13 protein-coding genes are annotated in these 16,906 nt (G+C 64.8%); 8 read left to right on the top strand and 5 right to left on the bottom strand.

Annotated features, from left to right (window positions below; translation table 11 throughout):
* Positions 1-55 precede the first annotated feature (55 nt).
* The gene (locus P2T57_RS17205; protein WP_276302359.1) at positions 56-1,273 is read left to right on the top strand and encodes a glycoside hydrolase 5 family protein; all 1,218 of its coding nucleotides are present in this window, start codon (positions 56-58) and stop codon (positions 1,271-1,273) included.
* 20 nt (positions 1,274-1,293) lie between these two features.
* On the opposite strand, the gene P2T57_RS17200 is transcribed toward P2T57_RS17205, so the two are convergent.
* The 3 genes from P2T57_RS17200 to P2T57_RS17190 all read right to left on the bottom strand — a co-directional run bounded on the left by P2T57_RS17200 (position 1,294) and on the right by P2T57_RS17190 (position 5,095).
* Entirely contained in the window at positions 1,294-1,617 is a 324-nt protein-coding gene (locus P2T57_RS17200) for a tRNA-binding protein (RefSeq protein WP_276302358.1), read from the bottom strand.
* A gap of 346 nt (positions 1,618-1,963) precedes the next feature.
* Positions 1,964-3,028 carry a right-handed parallel beta-helix repeat-containing protein gene (locus tag P2T57_RS17195; protein ID WP_276302357.1) on the bottom strand — a complete coding sequence of 355 codons (1,065 nt, stop codon included), beginning with the start codon at positions 3,026-3,028 and terminating at the stop codon, positions 1,964-1,966.
* A gap of 60 nt (positions 3,029-3,088) precedes the next feature.
* The gene (locus tag P2T57_RS17190) at positions 3,089-5,095 is read right to left on the bottom strand and encodes a DEAD/DEAH box helicase family protein (RefSeq protein ID WP_420028557.1); all 2,007 of its coding nucleotides are present in this window, start codon (positions 5,093-5,095) and stop codon (positions 3,089-3,091) included.
* A gap of 144 nt (positions 5,096-5,239) precedes the next feature.
* Between P2T57_RS17190 and P2T57_RS17185 the strand changes: the two genes are divergently transcribed.
* Together P2T57_RS17185 and P2T57_RS17180 are read left to right on the top strand one after the other, a co-directional pair.
* Entirely contained in the window at positions 5,240-5,383 is a 144-nt protein-coding gene (locus tag P2T57_RS17185) for a hypothetical protein (RefSeq protein ID WP_276302356.1), read from the top strand.
* Between the two features lie 220 nt (positions 5,384-5,603).
* A complete protein-coding gene (locus P2T57_RS17180) occupies positions 5,604-6,212 on the top strand; it encodes a right-handed parallel beta-helix repeat-containing protein (protein ID WP_276302355.1) in 609 nt (202 codons plus the stop codon).
* A gap of 451 nt (positions 6,213-6,663) precedes the next feature.
* On the opposite strand, the gene P2T57_RS17175 is transcribed toward P2T57_RS17180, so the two are convergent.
* Positions 6,664-6,963, bottom strand: a complete 300-nt coding sequence (locus P2T57_RS17175) for a hypothetical protein (protein WP_420028556.1) — start codon at positions 6,961-6,963, stop codon at positions 6,664-6,666.
* Positions 6,964-7,246: 283 nt separating this feature from the next.
* Between P2T57_RS17175 and P2T57_RS17170 the strand changes: the two genes are divergently transcribed.
* From P2T57_RS17170 to P2T57_RS17150, 5 genes are all read left to right on the top strand, one after another.
* Positions 7,247-10,873 (top strand): PKD domain-containing protein, encoded by a 3,627-nt coding sequence (locus tag P2T57_RS17170; RefSeq protein ID WP_276302354.1) that lies wholly within the window; start codon positions 7,247-7,249, stop codon positions 10,871-10,873.
* 357 nt (positions 10,874-11,230) lie between these two features.
* Positions 11,231-12,490: an ABC transporter substrate-binding protein gene (locus tag P2T57_RS17165; protein WP_276302353.1), complete on the top strand. Its 1,260-nt coding sequence runs from the start codon at positions 11,231-11,233 to the stop codon at positions 12,488-12,490.
* A 9-nt stretch (positions 12,491-12,499) separates the two neighbouring features.
* Positions 12,500-13,411, top strand: a complete 912-nt coding sequence (locus tag P2T57_RS17160) for a branched-chain amino acid ABC transporter permease (protein ID WP_276302352.1) — start codon at positions 12,500-12,502, stop codon at positions 13,409-13,411.
* Positions 13,408-14,391 carry a branched-chain amino acid ABC transporter permease gene (locus tag P2T57_RS17155; RefSeq protein WP_276302351.1) on the top strand — a complete coding sequence of 328 codons (984 nt, stop codon included), beginning with the start codon at positions 13,408-13,410 and terminating at the stop codon, positions 14,389-14,391. The genes P2T57_RS17160 and P2T57_RS17155 overlap by 4 nt, the downstream gene beginning before the upstream one ends.
* A 228-nt stretch (positions 14,392-14,619) precedes the next feature.
* Entirely contained in the window at positions 14,620-15,045 is a 426-nt protein-coding gene (locus P2T57_RS17150; protein WP_276302350.1) for a CopG family ribbon-helix-helix protein, read from the top strand.
* Between the two features lie 9 nt (positions 15,046-15,054).
* Here the strand turns inward: P2T57_RS17150 and ctaD are convergent, their stop codons facing one another.
* On the bottom strand, positions 15,055-16,806 hold the full coding sequence (gene ctaD, locus P2T57_RS17145) for a cytochrome c oxidase subunit I (RefSeq protein WP_276302525.1): 1,752 nt from the start codon (positions 16,804-16,806) through the stop codon (positions 15,055-15,057).
* Positions 16,807-16,906: the final 100 nt, after the last annotated feature.

The raw sequence follows: 16,906 nt of genomic DNA, 5'->3' as shown, positions 1-16,906 counted from the left end.
CTTATCGTGCAACGTAAGTACACTTTTACACCAGATGGTATCGTGGCGAGCGTCAATGACCAGACGGTACACCCGACGCCAGTTTCTCGGAGCCACCACGGTCGCCGGAATCACCGGCCTCGGCGGATGTGCCGCCCCGACGGGACAGCGACGACGAGACGCCGGCACCGCCGAGTCGAACGGAACCGGTGGGTCTCTCGCTGACGGGGCGGCCGGGACGACGCCCGACGAGATGGCGCAGTCCAACGCCGACCCGGTAGACGTTCGGGGCGCGCTCTACGTCCCCGCTCGGGCGTGGAACACCTTCCAGATGTGGCACGGCTACGACGAGCGAATCATCGAGCGGGATTTGGGCTACGCCGAGCGAATCAACATCAACGCCGTCCGGACGTGGGTCAGTTTCGAGCAGTGGCTCGAAAACCCCGAGCAGTTGGAGCGGTCCATCGACCACTTCCTCAGCGCGGCCGACGACCGGGGCATCGAAGTCCTGTTCGGCCTGTTCGAGAGCGTCGGCAAGGAACCGAGCGAGGAGAACCTCCACGACACCGACCCGCTGACCGCCCCGCCGGTCCAGTCGCCGTCGAGCAAGGTCATCGTCAACGAGGACAAGTGGGACGAACCCCGCGAGTTCGTCCGGTGGTTCATGGACCGGTGGAAGGACGACGACCGACTGCTCGCCGTCGAGGCCATGAACGAACCGGGGTGGCTCCCGAACATGAAGCGCTTCGCCGGCGGGATGTTCGAGACCATGGCCGAGAATCGCGGGTCGGTCCCGCTGACGGTGGGTTCGACCAGTCTGGCCAACAACGCCGACTACGTGGACTGGGGTGCTGACATCCTCCAGTTCCACTACAACTTCCCGAGCGAGGCGGACGTGTACCACGACCTGCTACCGAACGCCAACCAACTCAGCGAGGACTTAGACATGCCGGTCTACCTGACCGAGTGGCAACGCATCGCCAACTACGGGTGGGGAAGCAACGAGACGGTGGACCAGTGGCAACCGGACTACGCCTCGATTGCACCGGTCATCCACCAGCACGGCGTCGGCAACTTCTTCTGGTCGCTGATGGTGAAACCGGCCTACGTCCGGTACATGCGAAAGCGGGGCATCATCAACGGCCTGTTCCACGAGGACGGCGCGGTCTGGCACAAAGACGACGCGAAGGCCATCAAGGCGATGTCCGGCGAGGCGGACGTGTCGGACCTCGAACAGCGCCAGCAGTGGCCGCAATGGGCGCGGAAGGTCAAGCGATACGCCCACGGCGGGTGAAAGCGCGAGTCGGGAAGGGGTCAGTAGAGTTCGCCGCCGAGGGGCACGTCCTCGTCTGGACCGACCAGTACCGGATGGCCCTCGTCGTCGGGGACGCCGACGGTCAGAACCTCGGATTTGTAGCCCGCGATGCGGACCGACCCGAGATTCGTCGCGCAGAGGACCTGCCGCCCCACGAGATCGGCGGGGTCGTAGTTGTAGCCGGTTTGGGCGACCGACTGGACCTCCTCGTCGCCGAGGTCGATTTGCAGTTTGGCCATCTCGGGTTTGTTCGTCTCGGGGAAGTCCTCCGCTTCGAGGACCTCGCCGACGCGGAAGGTGGTCTCGAACAGGTCTTCGGGCATGGGAGTTCGTTGGGCGGCATCCGACTTAAATATCGAGTTCGGGGAAGATGGTGGTGTTTGGATTTGCGTGACCAACCATCGCTTCGCTCGCGGTTCCACCGCTCGCCAGTCACAGCGCGGAGCGCCGCCACCCCTCACGTGACCGCGAACCGCGTGAGGGCTTTCGAGACCTCTGTCGCTGTTTTCGAGCAAATCGCGTCCTACCGGAGAAATCCGAGAGAAGCTAGCTTCAGGCTTGAGCAACGGAGTCTACCGCCCCGCCAGCACGCGCCGAAGTAGAGAGTAGACCAGTCCGCCTATAGAAATATATTCATTTCCTTTGGAACTCTTAGAATATATTAAACAATTACATATAGTTCCGTAACGTAGAAACACTATTATTCTCGCTCCCTCGGGCCACCACGAAATTCCGCCGGTTGTCCCGGACGACGTTCGCCCTGAAACGATTATCACTAGAGGCCAGAAGCGAGACGCCGCGCCGGTTGCCAGTCACGCGATTCTCGACCACCGAGTTCCGGTCGCTCTCGATGAGGAGCAACCCATCGCGCCCACCCGTCGCCAGATTCCCTCGGAGGAGATTCCCGTCGCTGTTTCGGAGTCGGAACCCGACCGCGGTGTCCTCGGCGCGGTTCCGCCTCAGCGTGTTGTTCGTCGCGCCGTCGGCCAGAAAGACGCCGTAGAATCGATTTTCGAGGCGGAGGTCCGCGACCAGATTCCCGTCCGCCGTCGAGAGCCAGACCCCCGCGAGGCGGTTGCCGGTCGCCGACCCGCCGACAACTCGGTTTCGGTCGGCACCGACCGCGACGACGCCGTACTCGTTCCGGCGAGCGGTCACGTTCCAAATCGCGTTGCCCGACGAGTCCGCCCCGAAGTGGACGCCGAACAGCGCGTTGCCGGTGGCGGTGACGTTCTCCGCGCGGTTTCCGTCGCTGTCGTCCGCCAGCGAGAGACCGTGGACCGCGTTGTCGGTGGCGCGCACCCCGTCGAGGTGGTTCCCGCTGGCGCTGTAGAAGCGAACCCCGACCCTGCTCTCGGTGGCGGTGACGTTCGCCAGCGCACCCCGATTGGCCTCGGTCAGGCGCACCGCGTCGTCCCACTCCGAGACCGTCAGATTCCGAATCGTGACGTTGGAGACGCTCCGGCCCCACGCACCGACTGCGATTCCCGCCGTGCCGAAGGCTCCGGTGCCCTCCACGAGGTGCCCGCCGCCCTCGATTGCCACGTCGCTCGCCCGAATTCGGATGCACTGGCCCGCAGAGACGTTTCGGAGGTCGGCGGTCACCGCGTAGCGACCGGGGTCGGAGATGGTCGTGCAGGCATCGATTGGCGTCGGCTCGGACCGGTCGGCAGGGCCGACTCCCGACAAGACCAGCAACGCGACGAGTCCGACGACGGCGAGCGTTCGGACCATGCCGGTGCTTCGACCGACTCGCCCCTCGTTATTCGGTCCGTTCCGGGAGCGAACGCCGGATTACGGCCGGCGGTCCTCGACCGCCTCGGCACTCTGCTCGGTCACGCGGACTCCCTTCTCCGAGAGGTGTTGCATCCGGCGACGGGCGAAGTCCTCCTCGGTCGTACCCCGCGTGGCGAGGACGTACATCCGGGCGCTCCCCGTCGGTCGCATCGTCCGACCGGCCCGTTGTGCGCCCTGTCGCCGGGACCCGCCGAGGCCCGACGCCACGATGGCCAGTTCGGCGTCGGGCAGGTCGATGCCCTCGTCGCCGACCCGCGAGACGACCAGCGTGTCGCGCTCGCCGGATTTGAACTCCTGCAGTAGGTGCTGTCTGCGGGCGTGGCGCATCTCGCCCGAGATGAACGGGACGTTGAGCGCCTCGGCCAACTCGTCGCCTTGGTCGAGATACTCCACGAAAATCAGGGTCTTGGCGTGGGGGTGCCGACTCCGCAGGTGGCGAATCTCGTCCAACTTGGCCGGGTTGCTCGCGGCGATTTGGCGCTTCTCGTGGCCCTCCGCGGTGCCGTACTCATGGCGGTAGGTCTCGTCGTCCCACGGGACGTATCGAATCTGAACCTCGGGTTCTTGGACGTATCCGGCCTCGAACAGCGCGTCCCAGTCGGTCCCGATGGGCGGGCCGATGAGGGTGAAGATTTCCTCCTCCTTGTCGTCCTCGCGGACCGGCGTGGCCGACAAACCGAGGCGGTGCTTGCTCTGGAGTTCCGCCGACCTGCGGAAGACCTTCGACGGCACGTGGTGAACTTCATCATAGATAATTAAACCCCACTCGCGCTGGTCGAAAAGCTGGCGGTGGCGGTCCATCCCGGCGGTCTGGTAAGTCGCAATCGTGACCGGGCGAACGTCCTTCTGGCCGCCGTGGTACTCGCCGATTTGGTCCGGCGCGAGCGTGGTGTGAGAAAGCAGTTCCTCTCGCCACTGGTTTGCGAGTTCCCTTCCCGGCACCAGAATCAGCGTCTCGCCGCCGACCGCCTCGATTGCGCCCATCCCGGCCACGGTCTTGCCGCTTCCCGGCGGGCCGACGAGGACGCCCGCCTTCTGCTCCACGAACTGATTCACCCACTCCTGCTGGTAGCGCCGGAGTTCGAGGCCGAGGTCCACGTCTAGCTCCTCACCGGTTTCGAGATTGCGCTCGTCGCTGACGGGGTAGCCCGCCTCGTAGAGGAGGCGCTTGACCTCGGCGACGGCCTCCTCGGCGACCCAACTCTCGGTGTCCGAGAGCGGAGCGCGCAACTGGCCCGCGTCCAACTTCTGGCGGGCGACGTTGCCCATCAGGTCCTCGCTTGCGGCTTCGAGGACGACGTAGCCGTCCTCGTCGTCGGTCCGGAGGACGAACTGGCGGGCGCGCTTCCACTGGCTCTCTATCCACTCCTCGAGGTGAGGAGACCGGTCGGGAAGCACGTCTCGGACGGTGCCGATGAGGTCCTCGAAGTCGTCGAAGGGCGCTGACCACACGTCTTCTTGGCGGATTTCGTACATGTAGCCGCCGTCTCGGGTGGTGTCCACGAGGTGAGCGAACTGCGAGAGTTGCGCCCGAGTGAACTGGGTCGGTTGGTCCACCACGAGTTCTCTGCGCTTGGGGAAGACGACGACGCGCTCCCGGTCGGCGAGTTTCCCCCAGTCGGTCGGGTACCAGACTACGGGGTCGTTGGACACGTCGAGTCGCTCGACGCCCTTGCTGTCGCCCTCGGCGAGGCCGGCCAGCGCGTCGTCGGCCTCGGCCTGCGAGGAGTCGAGGGCGCGGGCGACTTCCTCGGCGGTGACGACCGGCCTGCCGAACTCCTCGACTGCATCGTGGAAATCCTCCACGTCCACCGTGTCGGACGAGTCCTCGGCCTCCTCGCGGGTGGCATCGTCGCCCGCATCGGCGGAGTCGCGGTCTGCGCGGTCTGCGCGGTTGGCGGCGTCGTCGGACGCCGAGGAGTTGCCTGCTATGTCAGGGTCGGCCTCGCGTTCGGGGGCCGAGTCGGCCGTCTCGTCTCCCGTCTGGTCGTCTGAATCGGTCACTACGCGGGCTAAGCGGGCCACGAACAAACGGCTTGCGTTCCACGCGATTCCGTCCTTGTTTTTCCAACAGGTGGCCAGAAGATTTATTTCTATAGGTTGACAGCCAGAGTAAAATTTGAGTAGTATGGGTTTGACGGGAGAGGTATGGACACGGGAATCGCGGCCATCGAACGCTGTGCGTACTGCCGGGAGTACGTTCCGATAACGGTCTTACCAGTCGCTCCGAAGGACGGACCAATTTCGGCCGAAGTGGCCGTCTGCGAGGAGTGCCGCACCGACGGTCGCTGATGGCCGCGAGTGCAGTATCGGATTGACAGTCAAACGAACGCGCCCCGGCGGACCAGCAGTCGGTCGTCGCCGGTCTCCGGCGCGCGCCGGATAGCGCCTGCCAGAGGCCCTGAACACGGTTCCCGTTCGCTCCATTAGTCCCTCCTTACCGTTCCGTTCGCGGCAGTTCGGCGTCGAACCGCCGCGAGGGTATAACTACCCCTCCGTCGTGGCCCGGAGTATGAGTGTTCGAGACGCACGCGGATTGGGCGTCCTCCTCGTCGCAGTCGCGGTGGCCGTCGGCGGGTCGGCCGTCGTCGGCGCAGTTCCATCCGGCGCGGGGCCGGCCGGAGGAGTCCCGTCCGGCGCAGTGAGTCCGAGCAAGCAGGCACCGACCGGCATCGACTCGTGTACCACCATCGACGAACCCGGCGAGTACGTCCTCACGACCGACATCGAGAACGGCGGTAAGACCGCCATCTCGAAGGCGTGCATCACGATTACCGCCGACGACGTGACCTTCGACGGCGGCGACCACCGCATCGACGGCCGAGGAGTAAGCCACACCAAGGGCGTCCACGTCCGGGACGCCGAGGAGGTCACGGTCGAAAACGTGGAAGTTGACGACTGGCACTCGGGTCTCCTCGTGACCGGCGGGTCGGCCACGATTCGGAACGTGACGACGTTCTCGAACGCCTACGGCGTCCGACTGGAACGGGCCACCGACGTTCGAATCACGGACAGCATCGTCACGAACAACCTCGTCGGCGTCTACACCGACACCGAGAGTCTGACACTCGACGGGACGGAGTTCTCGGAGAACGGGATGGAAATCAAGCGAGATTACTGAGCAGGCTTTCAGAAATTACACGGATTTTACAGTAATCTCGGCGCGTGCTGGCGGGGCCTCTTGTGGCCCCGCCAACCGCGCGAGGTCGTCGGGAGCGGAGTCGTTCGAAAATCGAAGATTTTCGTGATCACGAGAGCATCGCTCTCGGACGACGACCGACTGCTCGGCAGACGCGGTTTGTCTGCCGGTGGATGAGCATCGCAGGCGAAGCCGAGAAGCGCAATCGGTTGGGGAGGGTGTGGCCCGCGGTCGCGGTGCTGTGCGGTAACGCCGAGGCTCAAGCCTGAAACTAGCTCCCTTTCCCTTTCCACCTTCGGCACCTGCTGGCACAACACTCTCGTCCCCCGGCACAGCATTCGCCACCTACCGACACAACACTCTCAGCCGCCGATACAACAAATCCCACCGACGCAACGACTCACGACCTCAAAAACAGTCACCCCGATTCGCGCTACCCCGTCGGTAGTTTGTCCTCCACGTCGCTGGCGACCGACTCGAACTCCTCCTGAAACTGGTCTTTCAGGGTGGCCGCCTCGTCCTCGAACCGCTCGACCTCGCGCTCGACGTAGTACACCCGTTCCGAGGGGATGCGCCGCACCGTGTCTCTGCCGTCGTCGTCCTCGCCGGTCCTGACTAACCAGTGGTCTTGGAAGTAGACCACGTGTTCGTTCTGGACGGTGAGTTCGCTCGGGTCCTCGTCGTGCGGGTCGTCGTAGACGACCGTGGCCTCTCCGAACTCGCGTTCGACCATGCCACTGGGTCCGACGCCGAGGAGGTTAATCGATGGGGCCGAGACGCGACCGAGCGAAATGTCGAAAATACAGATGATGCTTTCGAACAGCAATACAATTCTTATAAAAACAATTTCCTATGTTCATCCACCGCGAGGACACCACGTAACCGATTCCTATCGGCCGTTACCCAACTGCTGTCTGACAGGTACGTCCGGTCTTCGGACGTTAGCCGGCTCCAGAATACCGGCCAGAGAGTCCATAACAAAGGGAAATACCGGAATACGGTAGCTCAGTAGCGTAATGGATACCGATAAAACCACGATACTGAGCGTAGCGCTGACGGTGCTGTTGGTCACGTCGGCGCTCCCGACGGGCATCGTCGGACTGGTCGGCACCGCGAGCGCGGACCACGGCGGCCCGTGGTACACGGTTCGGCAACCCGGAGCCGGCGTGTGCCACGAGGTCCGCGCGTTCACCTACGACCATCCGAAAATGGAGCCAGAAGTCGAAGTCAGAGGAGCAGTCGAGGACTACGAGGAGCCTCGGGAGGCCGACGTGACCGGTCCCTTCCGGAACCCCGACTGGGACGGGTTCGAGTCCATCGAGTCCATCATGGACTATCGCTATCGGTACTACCCCGACGGGAGCGAACACGCCGTCGGCCAGACCGAGTACTACGCGCCGTACCTCAACGACCAGTACCGGAACGAGGGGTGGGACTACGGTACCTACGGTCTCTACAACTGGTCCGAGAACGGCGAGAGTCACATGTTCTTCTACCAGAACCCCAACGGCGAGGTCAGTCTCGTGGTCCGCCACGACCGACTGTACGAGACCACCGGTACGGCCTCGCACAACCCCTACAACGGCGAACACGGCCCCGGTGACGGCTTCTTCCGGCCCGCGCCCGGCGGCGGCGCGGCGGACTGGACCTTCCAGAACCTGCCCAACGGCGAGTGGGCGTACATCGACGACATGTACCCCCGCGAGAACATGGACGACGAGTACTACGACGCCAGCGGGACGCGATACGGCCACCAAGAGGCCGAGTACTCGTCTCGACCGCTCGAAAGCTTTCGGCCGAGTCGGGACGGCCGGCGCTTCGAGGTCAACTGGGTCTGGGGGTCGGGCGGCACCGACGGCGGTGCCTACCGCGGCTTCCACAACCTCGGCGGACGCGAGACCGTCATCACGCCGTCGTCGTTCACGAACATCGATGCGTGGCAGGTCCGCCACTACGACGGGAGTACGAACGGCGAGCAGTTGAGCCTCGACATGAGCCGTGAACTCGTCATCGAGGCGGGCCGCCACTGTCCGAACACAGACCTCAGCGCCACGCCGAGTCCGACCGGCAACCCGCCAGAGGCCGGCGAATCCGTGACGTTCACCGCCAGCGTGGACGCGAGCGTCGAGGTCTTCCGCTGGGACTTCGACGGCGACGGCACGACCGAACTGAACACCACCGACCCGAGCGTCACCCACACCTACAACTCCTCGCAGAGCGGGACGGCGAGCGTGACCGTCGAAACGTCCGGCGGTATCATCGACGGGGCCGAGATTCCGGTCGAGGTCTACCCGAACGAACCCCCGACCGCGAGGTTGAACGTGGACCCCGGCGACCGGGGCCTCCCCGAGTACCACGTCGTCGGCGAGCGAATCGTCCTGAACGCGACCGGTAGCACCGACAACAGCGGCGCACTCACCGGCGAGTACCGGTGGGACTTCGGCGACGGGACGAACGGCACCGGCGACGCCAGAGTCGGCCACACCTACGACGAACCCGGCACCTACGAGGTTTCGGTGCAGGTCACCGACCCCGCGGGCAACACCGACACCGAGACGATGAGCGTCGAAATCGTCGAGGAGGACACCCAATCACCCACCGCGAGAGCGACCCTCCCCGAGGAGGTCGAGGCCGGTGCGCCTCTGACCTTCGACGCCCGCAATAGCACGGACAACCGCGGCATCCGGACCTACCGCTGGGACTACGCGGGCGGCGACGGCTTCGACGCCGAAACCACCGACCCGACGTTCGAGGACGCTTACGGCTCTGCGGGCGAAGTCAACGTCACCCTCGAAGTCGAGGACGGCGCGGGCAACGTCGATAACATCACCGTCCCGCTGACGGTCCTGCCGAGCGAGGACCCGACCGTCACCGACGTTTCGGTGCCCTCGGAGGTCTCGGCGACCGAGGAGTTCGAGGTCTCCTCGCGGGTCGCGGACAACGGTACCGTGGCGAGCGTGACCTACCGGTTCAGCGACGGCGAGCGCGAGACCGTCGAGGCCGGAGCGACCGAGACCTTCGAGAGTAGCGTGACCCATCGCTTCGAGACCACTGGCACGCCGACGGTCTGGGTCGTGGCCCGCGACACAGCGGGCAACGAAATCGCGTCCGGCCAGTACACCGTCAACGTCACCGACGCGCCGAGCGCCGCGCTCTCGGCCCCGGCCAACGCGACCGAGACCGGCGAGCAAGTTACGCTCGACGCCAGCGCCTCCAACGACGCCAGCGGCGAGGTCGTAGAGTACCGCTGGGACTTCGACGGCGACGGCCAAATCGACCGGACTACGAACGCCTCGACGCCCCGAGTCACCACGACCTACGGCGACGGCGGCACCTACAACGCGACGGTGACAGTCGTGGACGACACGAATCGGACCGACACCGCGACCGCCGAGGTCGAAATTGAACGGGACGAGCGCGCCGCGACCGGTGGCGGAGGCGGCGGCGGCGGAGGAGGTGGCGGCGGTGGCGGAAGCGTCAGCCTCGGTCCGCCGCCGGTCTCGAAGCAAATCCAGCAGACCGACGCCAACGCCGCGGAAATCGACGTGCGGAACGCCCGGTCCGACGAGACGATTACGGCCACCCTGCCCGCCAGCGAGGCCGCCAACGAGACCGGCGTCCAGTTCGAGCGCGTGGCGGTGGACATCGCCCGAGACGACTCCCACGTGGTCTTCGAGACCGCGGCGAGCGCCGAGTCGCCCGACGGGGTGCCGCAGTTGACCGACGCTGACGAGGCCTTGGCCTATCTCCAGACGGACGCCAAGTACCTCGACAGGGGCGTGGAGAACGCGACGGTCGAGTTCACGGTCCAGCGGTCCGCGGTCGGCGCGTTGGCCTCGGCCGACGACGTGTCGGTCTACCAGCACGATTCGGCGGAGGGGTGGACCGAACTGAACGCGACGGTCGTGAAGACCACCGACGACGCGATGCGGCTGAAGGCGACGACGAACAGTCTCGGCACGCTCGCGGTCGGCGCGAGCGACTCGCTGTCGGTCGCCGAGGCTGGACTGGCCACCCAGACCGTGGCGAAAGGCGACGACGTGACCGCCACTGCGACGGTCGAGAACGCCGGGTCCTCGGCCCGGACCGCGACGGTGAACCTCACGCTGAACGGGAGCGTGGCGGCCTCGGAGACGGTCGAAGTGCCAGCGGACGAGACGAAGCAAGTGACCCTGACCGGGACCGCCCCGGCCACCGGTAGCTACGAGGTCGCGGTCGGCGGGGCGTCGGCGGGCGACCTCACGGTCAAAGAGACTCTGCCGGCCGACACCGCGGTCGCCGGCATCTCGCTGAACGAATCGACCATCTCGGCGGGCGAAACGGTCGAAATCACCGCGACGGTCGAGAACACCGGCGGCGAGACGGGCGAACAGAACGTCACGCTGACCATGTTCGGCGAGGAGGTAGCGACGAGGACAGTCGAAGTGCCCGGCGGCGAGACGGTCGAAGTCACCTTCGTCCAGAAGGTGGACGCCGGGGGCAACCACACAATCGAAGTCAACGACCGGACCGCCGAGTTGAGCGTCACGAAGTCCGACGACGGCGGCCTCGGTGACAGGGCACCCGACGTGCCCGGATTCGGCGTCGGCGTCACGCTGGTCGCACTGCTCGCCGCCGCGCTGTTGGCCCGGATGCGGAACTGACCCGCAAACCGGGCAACACCACTGAACGACAGCAGGACCCCGCGACGACGCCGTTCACAGCACCGAAGCCGGAGCAGTGAGAAATAAGCAACCACTTTTAGAATAGGTAACGTTGGCTTTAGCAATTGTGGAGTTATTTCTTCGACACCGGCCGCCGGGAAGCAGGAGATAGTCGCTGGGACCGAGGACCTCGAACGCGCAGAACCGCGCGCCGAGGACGAGTCGAGACCAACCCATCCAATTTTCGCCCGTCGTGACACGTAAGCCGGGATTTATCCGTACTCTCGTCGCTCGAACGTGTCGTGGCACCGAAGGGTATTAGGTAGAGAGGGTTGAGGGATACGGTTGGTGGGGGAAATGAAAACACATACCACGCGCCGGACCGTGCTGAAGGCGCTCGGTGCAGGCGGCGTCACAGCGACTACGACCGGCGTGCTACAGCAGGGACAGACGTACAGAATCGGGTCTGCGGTCTCTAGCTCGGGCGACCTCGCGGTCTACGGGTCGCGCCACGAGCGCGGGATGAATCTGGCGCTCGACCGGGTGAACTCGGTCGGCCTGAAAGACGGCGGTGAACTGCGGGTGTCGCTAGAGGACACCGCGAGCGCGCCACAGACCGGCGTGAGCGCGGCCCAGAAGTTAGTCAATCAGGAGGGCGTTCCGCTGTTGATGGGCGCGGTGTCCAGCGGCGTCACCGTCGCCATCGCGCGGTCGGTCACAATACCGAATCAGGTCGTGCAGGTGAGTCCGCACAGCACGAGTCCCCAGATTACCACGCTGGACGACAACGGCTACGTCCTGCGGACAGCGCCCTCCGACGCCTTTCAGGGCGCGGCGATGGCCCAGTTGGCGCTCGACCAAGGCATCGAGTCGGCGTCCGTGATTCTGGTCAACAACGACTACGGCCGCGGGTTCGCCGACGTGCTTCAGTCCCGCTTCGAGGCCGCAGGGGGCACCATCACCAACACCGTGCCGTACAACTCCGGGCAGGCGTCGTATCGCCCGCAACTCAATCAGGCGACCCAAGGCAACCCCGACGCCATCATGTTCGTCGCCTATCCGGAGTCGTTCACCACGATGGCGCGCCAAGCCTTCGAGATGGGCATCAAGGACCAGTACCAGTACATCGGGGCCGAAAGCACGCTGGCAGAGCCGATTCGGGAGAACGTCCCAGCGAGGGCGCTGGACGGAATGATAGGCACGACCCCGAGCGCGCCGACGGAGACCGATGCGTGGGACTCGTTCGTCTCGGAGTTCCGGAGTCGCTACGACACCCAACCGTCGGTGTGGGCGGCCTACTCCTACGATGCCACCCTGCTGTCGGCGCTCGCCATCGAGTCCGCCGACGAGTTCAGCAGTTCGGCGCTCCGGGAGTCCATCTATCCCGTCTCGCGCCCCGAGGGAACGACCGTCTCGTCGTTCGAGACAGCGAAAGAAGAACTCGCCGCGGGCAACCAAATCGACTACTCGGGCGTCTCGGGGTCCATCGACCTGAACGAGGAGGGCGACGTCCCCGGCACCTACAAGTGGTGGCGGTTCGAGGACGGCGACTACCGGATGCAGGGCTTCCTCGACGTGGAGCAGGAGTCCGACGCGACCACCACGCAGGGAGAGTAGGCGAAATCGATGGCTAGCCTCCTCCAGTTGTTCGCCAACGGGGTGATTTTCGGGAGCATCGTCCTGCTGGCGTCGGTGGGTCTCTCCCTGCTCTACGGCATCGGCAACTTCGCCAACTTCGCCCACGGCGAACTCCTGACAATCGGGGCCTACACTGCCTTCGTCGCCAAGGTGACGCTGGGCCTGCCCTTCGTCGCGGCAATCGGCGTGAGCATCGTAGCGACGGCACTCGTCGGTCTCGTACTCGACCGACTGCTGTTCGTGCGCCACCGCAACTCGTCGCCAATCGTCCTCCTCATCGTGACCATCGGGGTCGCGCTGGTCCTGCGAAGCGCCATCCGCATCGTCTGGTCGAACCAGTTGCGCTCGCTGGGGCTTCCTCTCCGGCGGGGCATCCAGTTCGTGGACGCGACGATTCCGATTGCGGGCTACGACCTGCTCCTCCGACTCCGGGTCACGCAGGACGGTCTCACTATCGTCGCGGTGGCGGCCCTGTTCGCGCTCGGGACCCACCTGTTCCTGACGAGGACCACGATGGGCGTGGCGATGCGGGCCACCGCCGACAACCGCTCGCTGGCGAAGGTGACGGGCATCGACACCGAGCGCGTCCTCCGGGCGACGTGGGGGCTTTCCGGCGCGCTCGCCGGGGTCGGCGGGGTCTTTTTGGGGATGCAGACCGGCGTCATCATGCCCCGGATGGGGTTCAACATCCTGCTGGTCGCGTTCTCTGCGGTCATCCTCGGTGGCATCGGAAGCCCCTACGGCGCGATGGTTGGGGCCTACGTCATCGGTATCGCCCAAGAGATGTCCATCGCCATCCCCGGCGTGAGCGCGAGTTACCGGGCCGCGGTCTCGTTTCTGATTCTCGTGCTGGTCCTGCTGGTCAAGCCCGACGGCATCGCGGGAGGGCGGTGGGGATGACCAGCGAACCGATAATTTTGGCGGGGCTGACCGGCCTCCCGGCCTTTCTGGTCAACGTCGCCACGTTCGCGGTGGTCTACATGATTCTGGCGCTCGGTCTCAACCTCCAGTGGGGCTACACCGGCCTGTTCAACATCAGCGTGGCCGCGTTCTGGGGCATCGGAGCCTACACCGCCGCAATCGTGACCAAGCCGCCGAGCGCGCCGACCGCCCTCGGCCTGAACCTGCCCTACCTCTGGGTTGACGTTGCCGGCGTCCCGCTCCCGCTCGCGCCCGCAGTTCTGGCGGGCGCGCTCGCGGCGGGAGCGGTGGGCCTCCTGATTGCGATTCCGACGCTCAGGCTCCGGGACGACTATCTGGCCATCGCCACGCTGGGACTGGCGGAGGTGATTCGGTTGGTGCTGACCAACGAGGAGTGGCTAACGATGGGCGCGCGAGGCCTCTCGGTTTCGAACCCCCTCCTCGCGCTGGACTACTCGAACCTCCTCCTGCTTGGGGTCGCGCTGGTGCTGTTGGGCGTGACCTACTGGTTGCTGGAGGTCGGCGTCGAGAGTCCGTGGGGCCGGGTGCTGAAGGCGGTCCGCGAGGACGAGACGGTCGCCGAGAGCGTCGGCAAGGATACCTTCACCTACAAGACCCAGAGCTTCGTCCTCGGGAGCGCCGTGATGGGCGCGGCGGGCACGATTACCGCCCTCCAACTCAACTTCTTGGTGCCGAGCCAGTTCGGTCCTCGGTGGGCGTTCTACATCTACATCGCGGTCATCGTCGGCGGAAGCGGGACGAACCGCGGCGCGGTGCTGGGCGGGCTTTTGCTCGCTGTTCTACTCGAACTGCCCCGGTTCCTCCGGGACTTCGTGCCCTTCGAGAGCGTCGTGACGAACCTCCGGTTGCTCGTGATTGGGGTGTTGGTAATCGTGATTATGACCTACCGGCCGTGGGGGATTCTGGGCGACCCGCAGGCGATGCAGAGAGACGAGTGACCGGTCTCCTTGGGACGCCACTTCACTCGCCCTTCGACGATGCAATTGTAACGAAACGTCTCGAACGCATCTATAATTCCGAAACAAATACGGAGTTGTCTTAGAACGGAACTATCGAACTCGAAACGGCGAGTCGAATCCGAACCGCCGGCAGAGTTAGCAATTAGGTCCGGGTGATTCCGACGATAGTAATAAGAGCTATTAACCTAACAGCGCCGACTTAACAGCATGACCGTCGTCAGCATCTCGATGCCGGACGAACTGCTGAACCGCGTGGACGACTTCGCCGACGAACACGGCTACACCGGCCGGAGCGAGGTCTTCCGCGAGGCCGCCCGGAACCTACTCGGGGAGTTCGAGGACAAGAAGTTAGAGGACCGCGACCTGATGGGCGTCGTCACAGTGCTGTTCAACTACGAGAGTTCCGGCGTCGAACAGCGCATGATGGAACTGCGCCACGAGTACGACGGGTTGGTGACTTCGAACGTCCACAACCACGTCGGCGACCACTACTGCATGGAACTGTTCATCCTCGAAGGGGAACTGACCGACATCTCGACGTTCGTGGGCAAGATTCGGGCCACCCAAGACACGCTCACGGTCGATTACTCCGTGACCCCGGTGGACGAGGTGGGGCCGTTCGCCGGCGAGTGAGGAGGAGAGTCAGTCGTCGGCGGTCTCCTCGCCGCCGTCAGTGCGCTTCTCCGAGGAGGTCCGGGCCTCCTCGTCGTCCTCGCCGCCGTCGGTGGCGATGGCGGTCTCTCGCTTGCGCTCGAACCACGCCCACTCCTTGGTCTTGAGGCCGTCGTCTTCGAGGTCCCACGGGTCGCCGCTCTCGACACGCCGGCCCTCCAGCCACGAGGTGACGACGTTCCAGACGAAGATGAGTTGGCCGAAGCCCATGATGAACGCCCCCGCCGTGGCGACGACGTGGAGGTCTTGGAACTGCGGGAGGTAGGTAGCGTAGCGCCGGGGCATCCCGCCGTAGCCAAGCAGGAGGAGCGCGAAGAACGTCACGTTGCTTCCGACCATCGTGAGCCAGAAGTGCCACTTGGCCAGCGTCTTCTGGTACATCCGGCCGGTGTACATCGGGAACCAGTAGTAGATGCCAGCGAACCCGGCGACGGCAATCGCGCCCATGACGATGAAGTGGAAGTGGCCGACGACGTAGTAGGTGTCGTGAAGCACGAGGTCAACCGGAATCGACGCGAGGAAGATACCGGTGACGCCGCCGATGATGAAGTTCTGGACGAACCCGATGCAGAACAGCATCGGCGCGGTCATCCGGAGTTTGCCGTTCCACATCGTCGTAATCCAGTTGAACACCTTGACCGCGCTCGGCACCGCGATTGCCAAGGAGACCGCCATGAAGCTAGCCCGGATGCGGGGGTCGATGCCCGTGCTGAACATGTGGTGTGCCCACACGCCGAAGCTCAGGACGCCGATTGCCAGCGTCGAGTAGACGATGAATTTGAACCCGAATAGCTTCCGGCCAGAGAACCGCGGGAGGATGAGGCTCACAAGCCCCATCGGTGGCAGAACGAGGATGTAGACCTCAGGGTGGCCGAAGAACCAGAACAGATGTTGCCAGAGAATCGGGCCGCCGCCCTCCGGGGAGAAGAACATGGTACCGAAGTTCCGGTCCATCAGGAGCATCACGAGCGCACTCCCCAAGAGGGGGAACGAGAACAGGATGAGGCCCGACTGGGTGAGCATCGTCCACGAGAAGATGTCGAGGTTCTCCCAGCCAACGTCCTCTCCTCGTTCGGTGAAGATGGTGGCGATGAAGTTGATGGCCCCCATCGTCGCCGAGACGCCAGTGAGGTGCAAGCCGAGTAACATCAGGTCCACGCCGGGATTCGTCTGCTCCACCGAGAGGGGCGTGTACATCGTCCACGAGGTCTGGGACGGGTCGATGCCGATGCCGAACGGTGCGGCGAAGAAGCCGAACCAGATGAGGAGCGCGCCGGGTGGCAGAAGCCAGAACGCGATGGCGTTGATGCGCGGGAAAGCCATGTCGTCCGCGCCGATGAGCAAGGGAATGAAGTAGTTCCCGAACGCCGCGATGATGGGCGTCCCGAACAGGAACAGCATCGTGATGCCGTGGGACGTGAGCAGGGAGTTGTAGAAGTTCGCGCCCATAATCGCCGACTCGGGCGTCAGGAGTTCGGTCCGCATCAGCAGGATGGCGATACCACCCCACGCGAACGCTATCAGTCCGTAGAGGCCGTAGAGCAGACCGATGTCCTTGTGGTCTACGGTGGTTAGCCAGCGAGCCAATCCGCCGGGTTTCTCCTGATGGGTCGTCTCACCGGCCTCGCCGTAGCCGCCACCACCCCCTGCGAGGGGCGTGTACGACTGCCAGTCCTCGATGCGGAGGATGTACGCCGCGACAGCGACGAGAAGCACCCCCATGACGACGGTGAGTACGATCTGCCCTGCTTCGACCATATCCCAAACCAAGGCCGAGAGATACGTGGCTTCTCGGTTGGCGTGCGACAACTCCGGTCGGCGT

It is taken from the genome of Halorussus lipolyticus (genome assembly GCF_029338375.1).
Taxonomy (GTDB): Archaea; Halobacteriota; Halobacteria; order Halobacteriales; family Haladaptataceae; genus Halorussus; species Halorussus lipolyticus.
The sequence above is the reverse complement of the archived record's forward strand: the minus strand, read 5'-3'. Positions and strand labels throughout refer to the sequence as shown.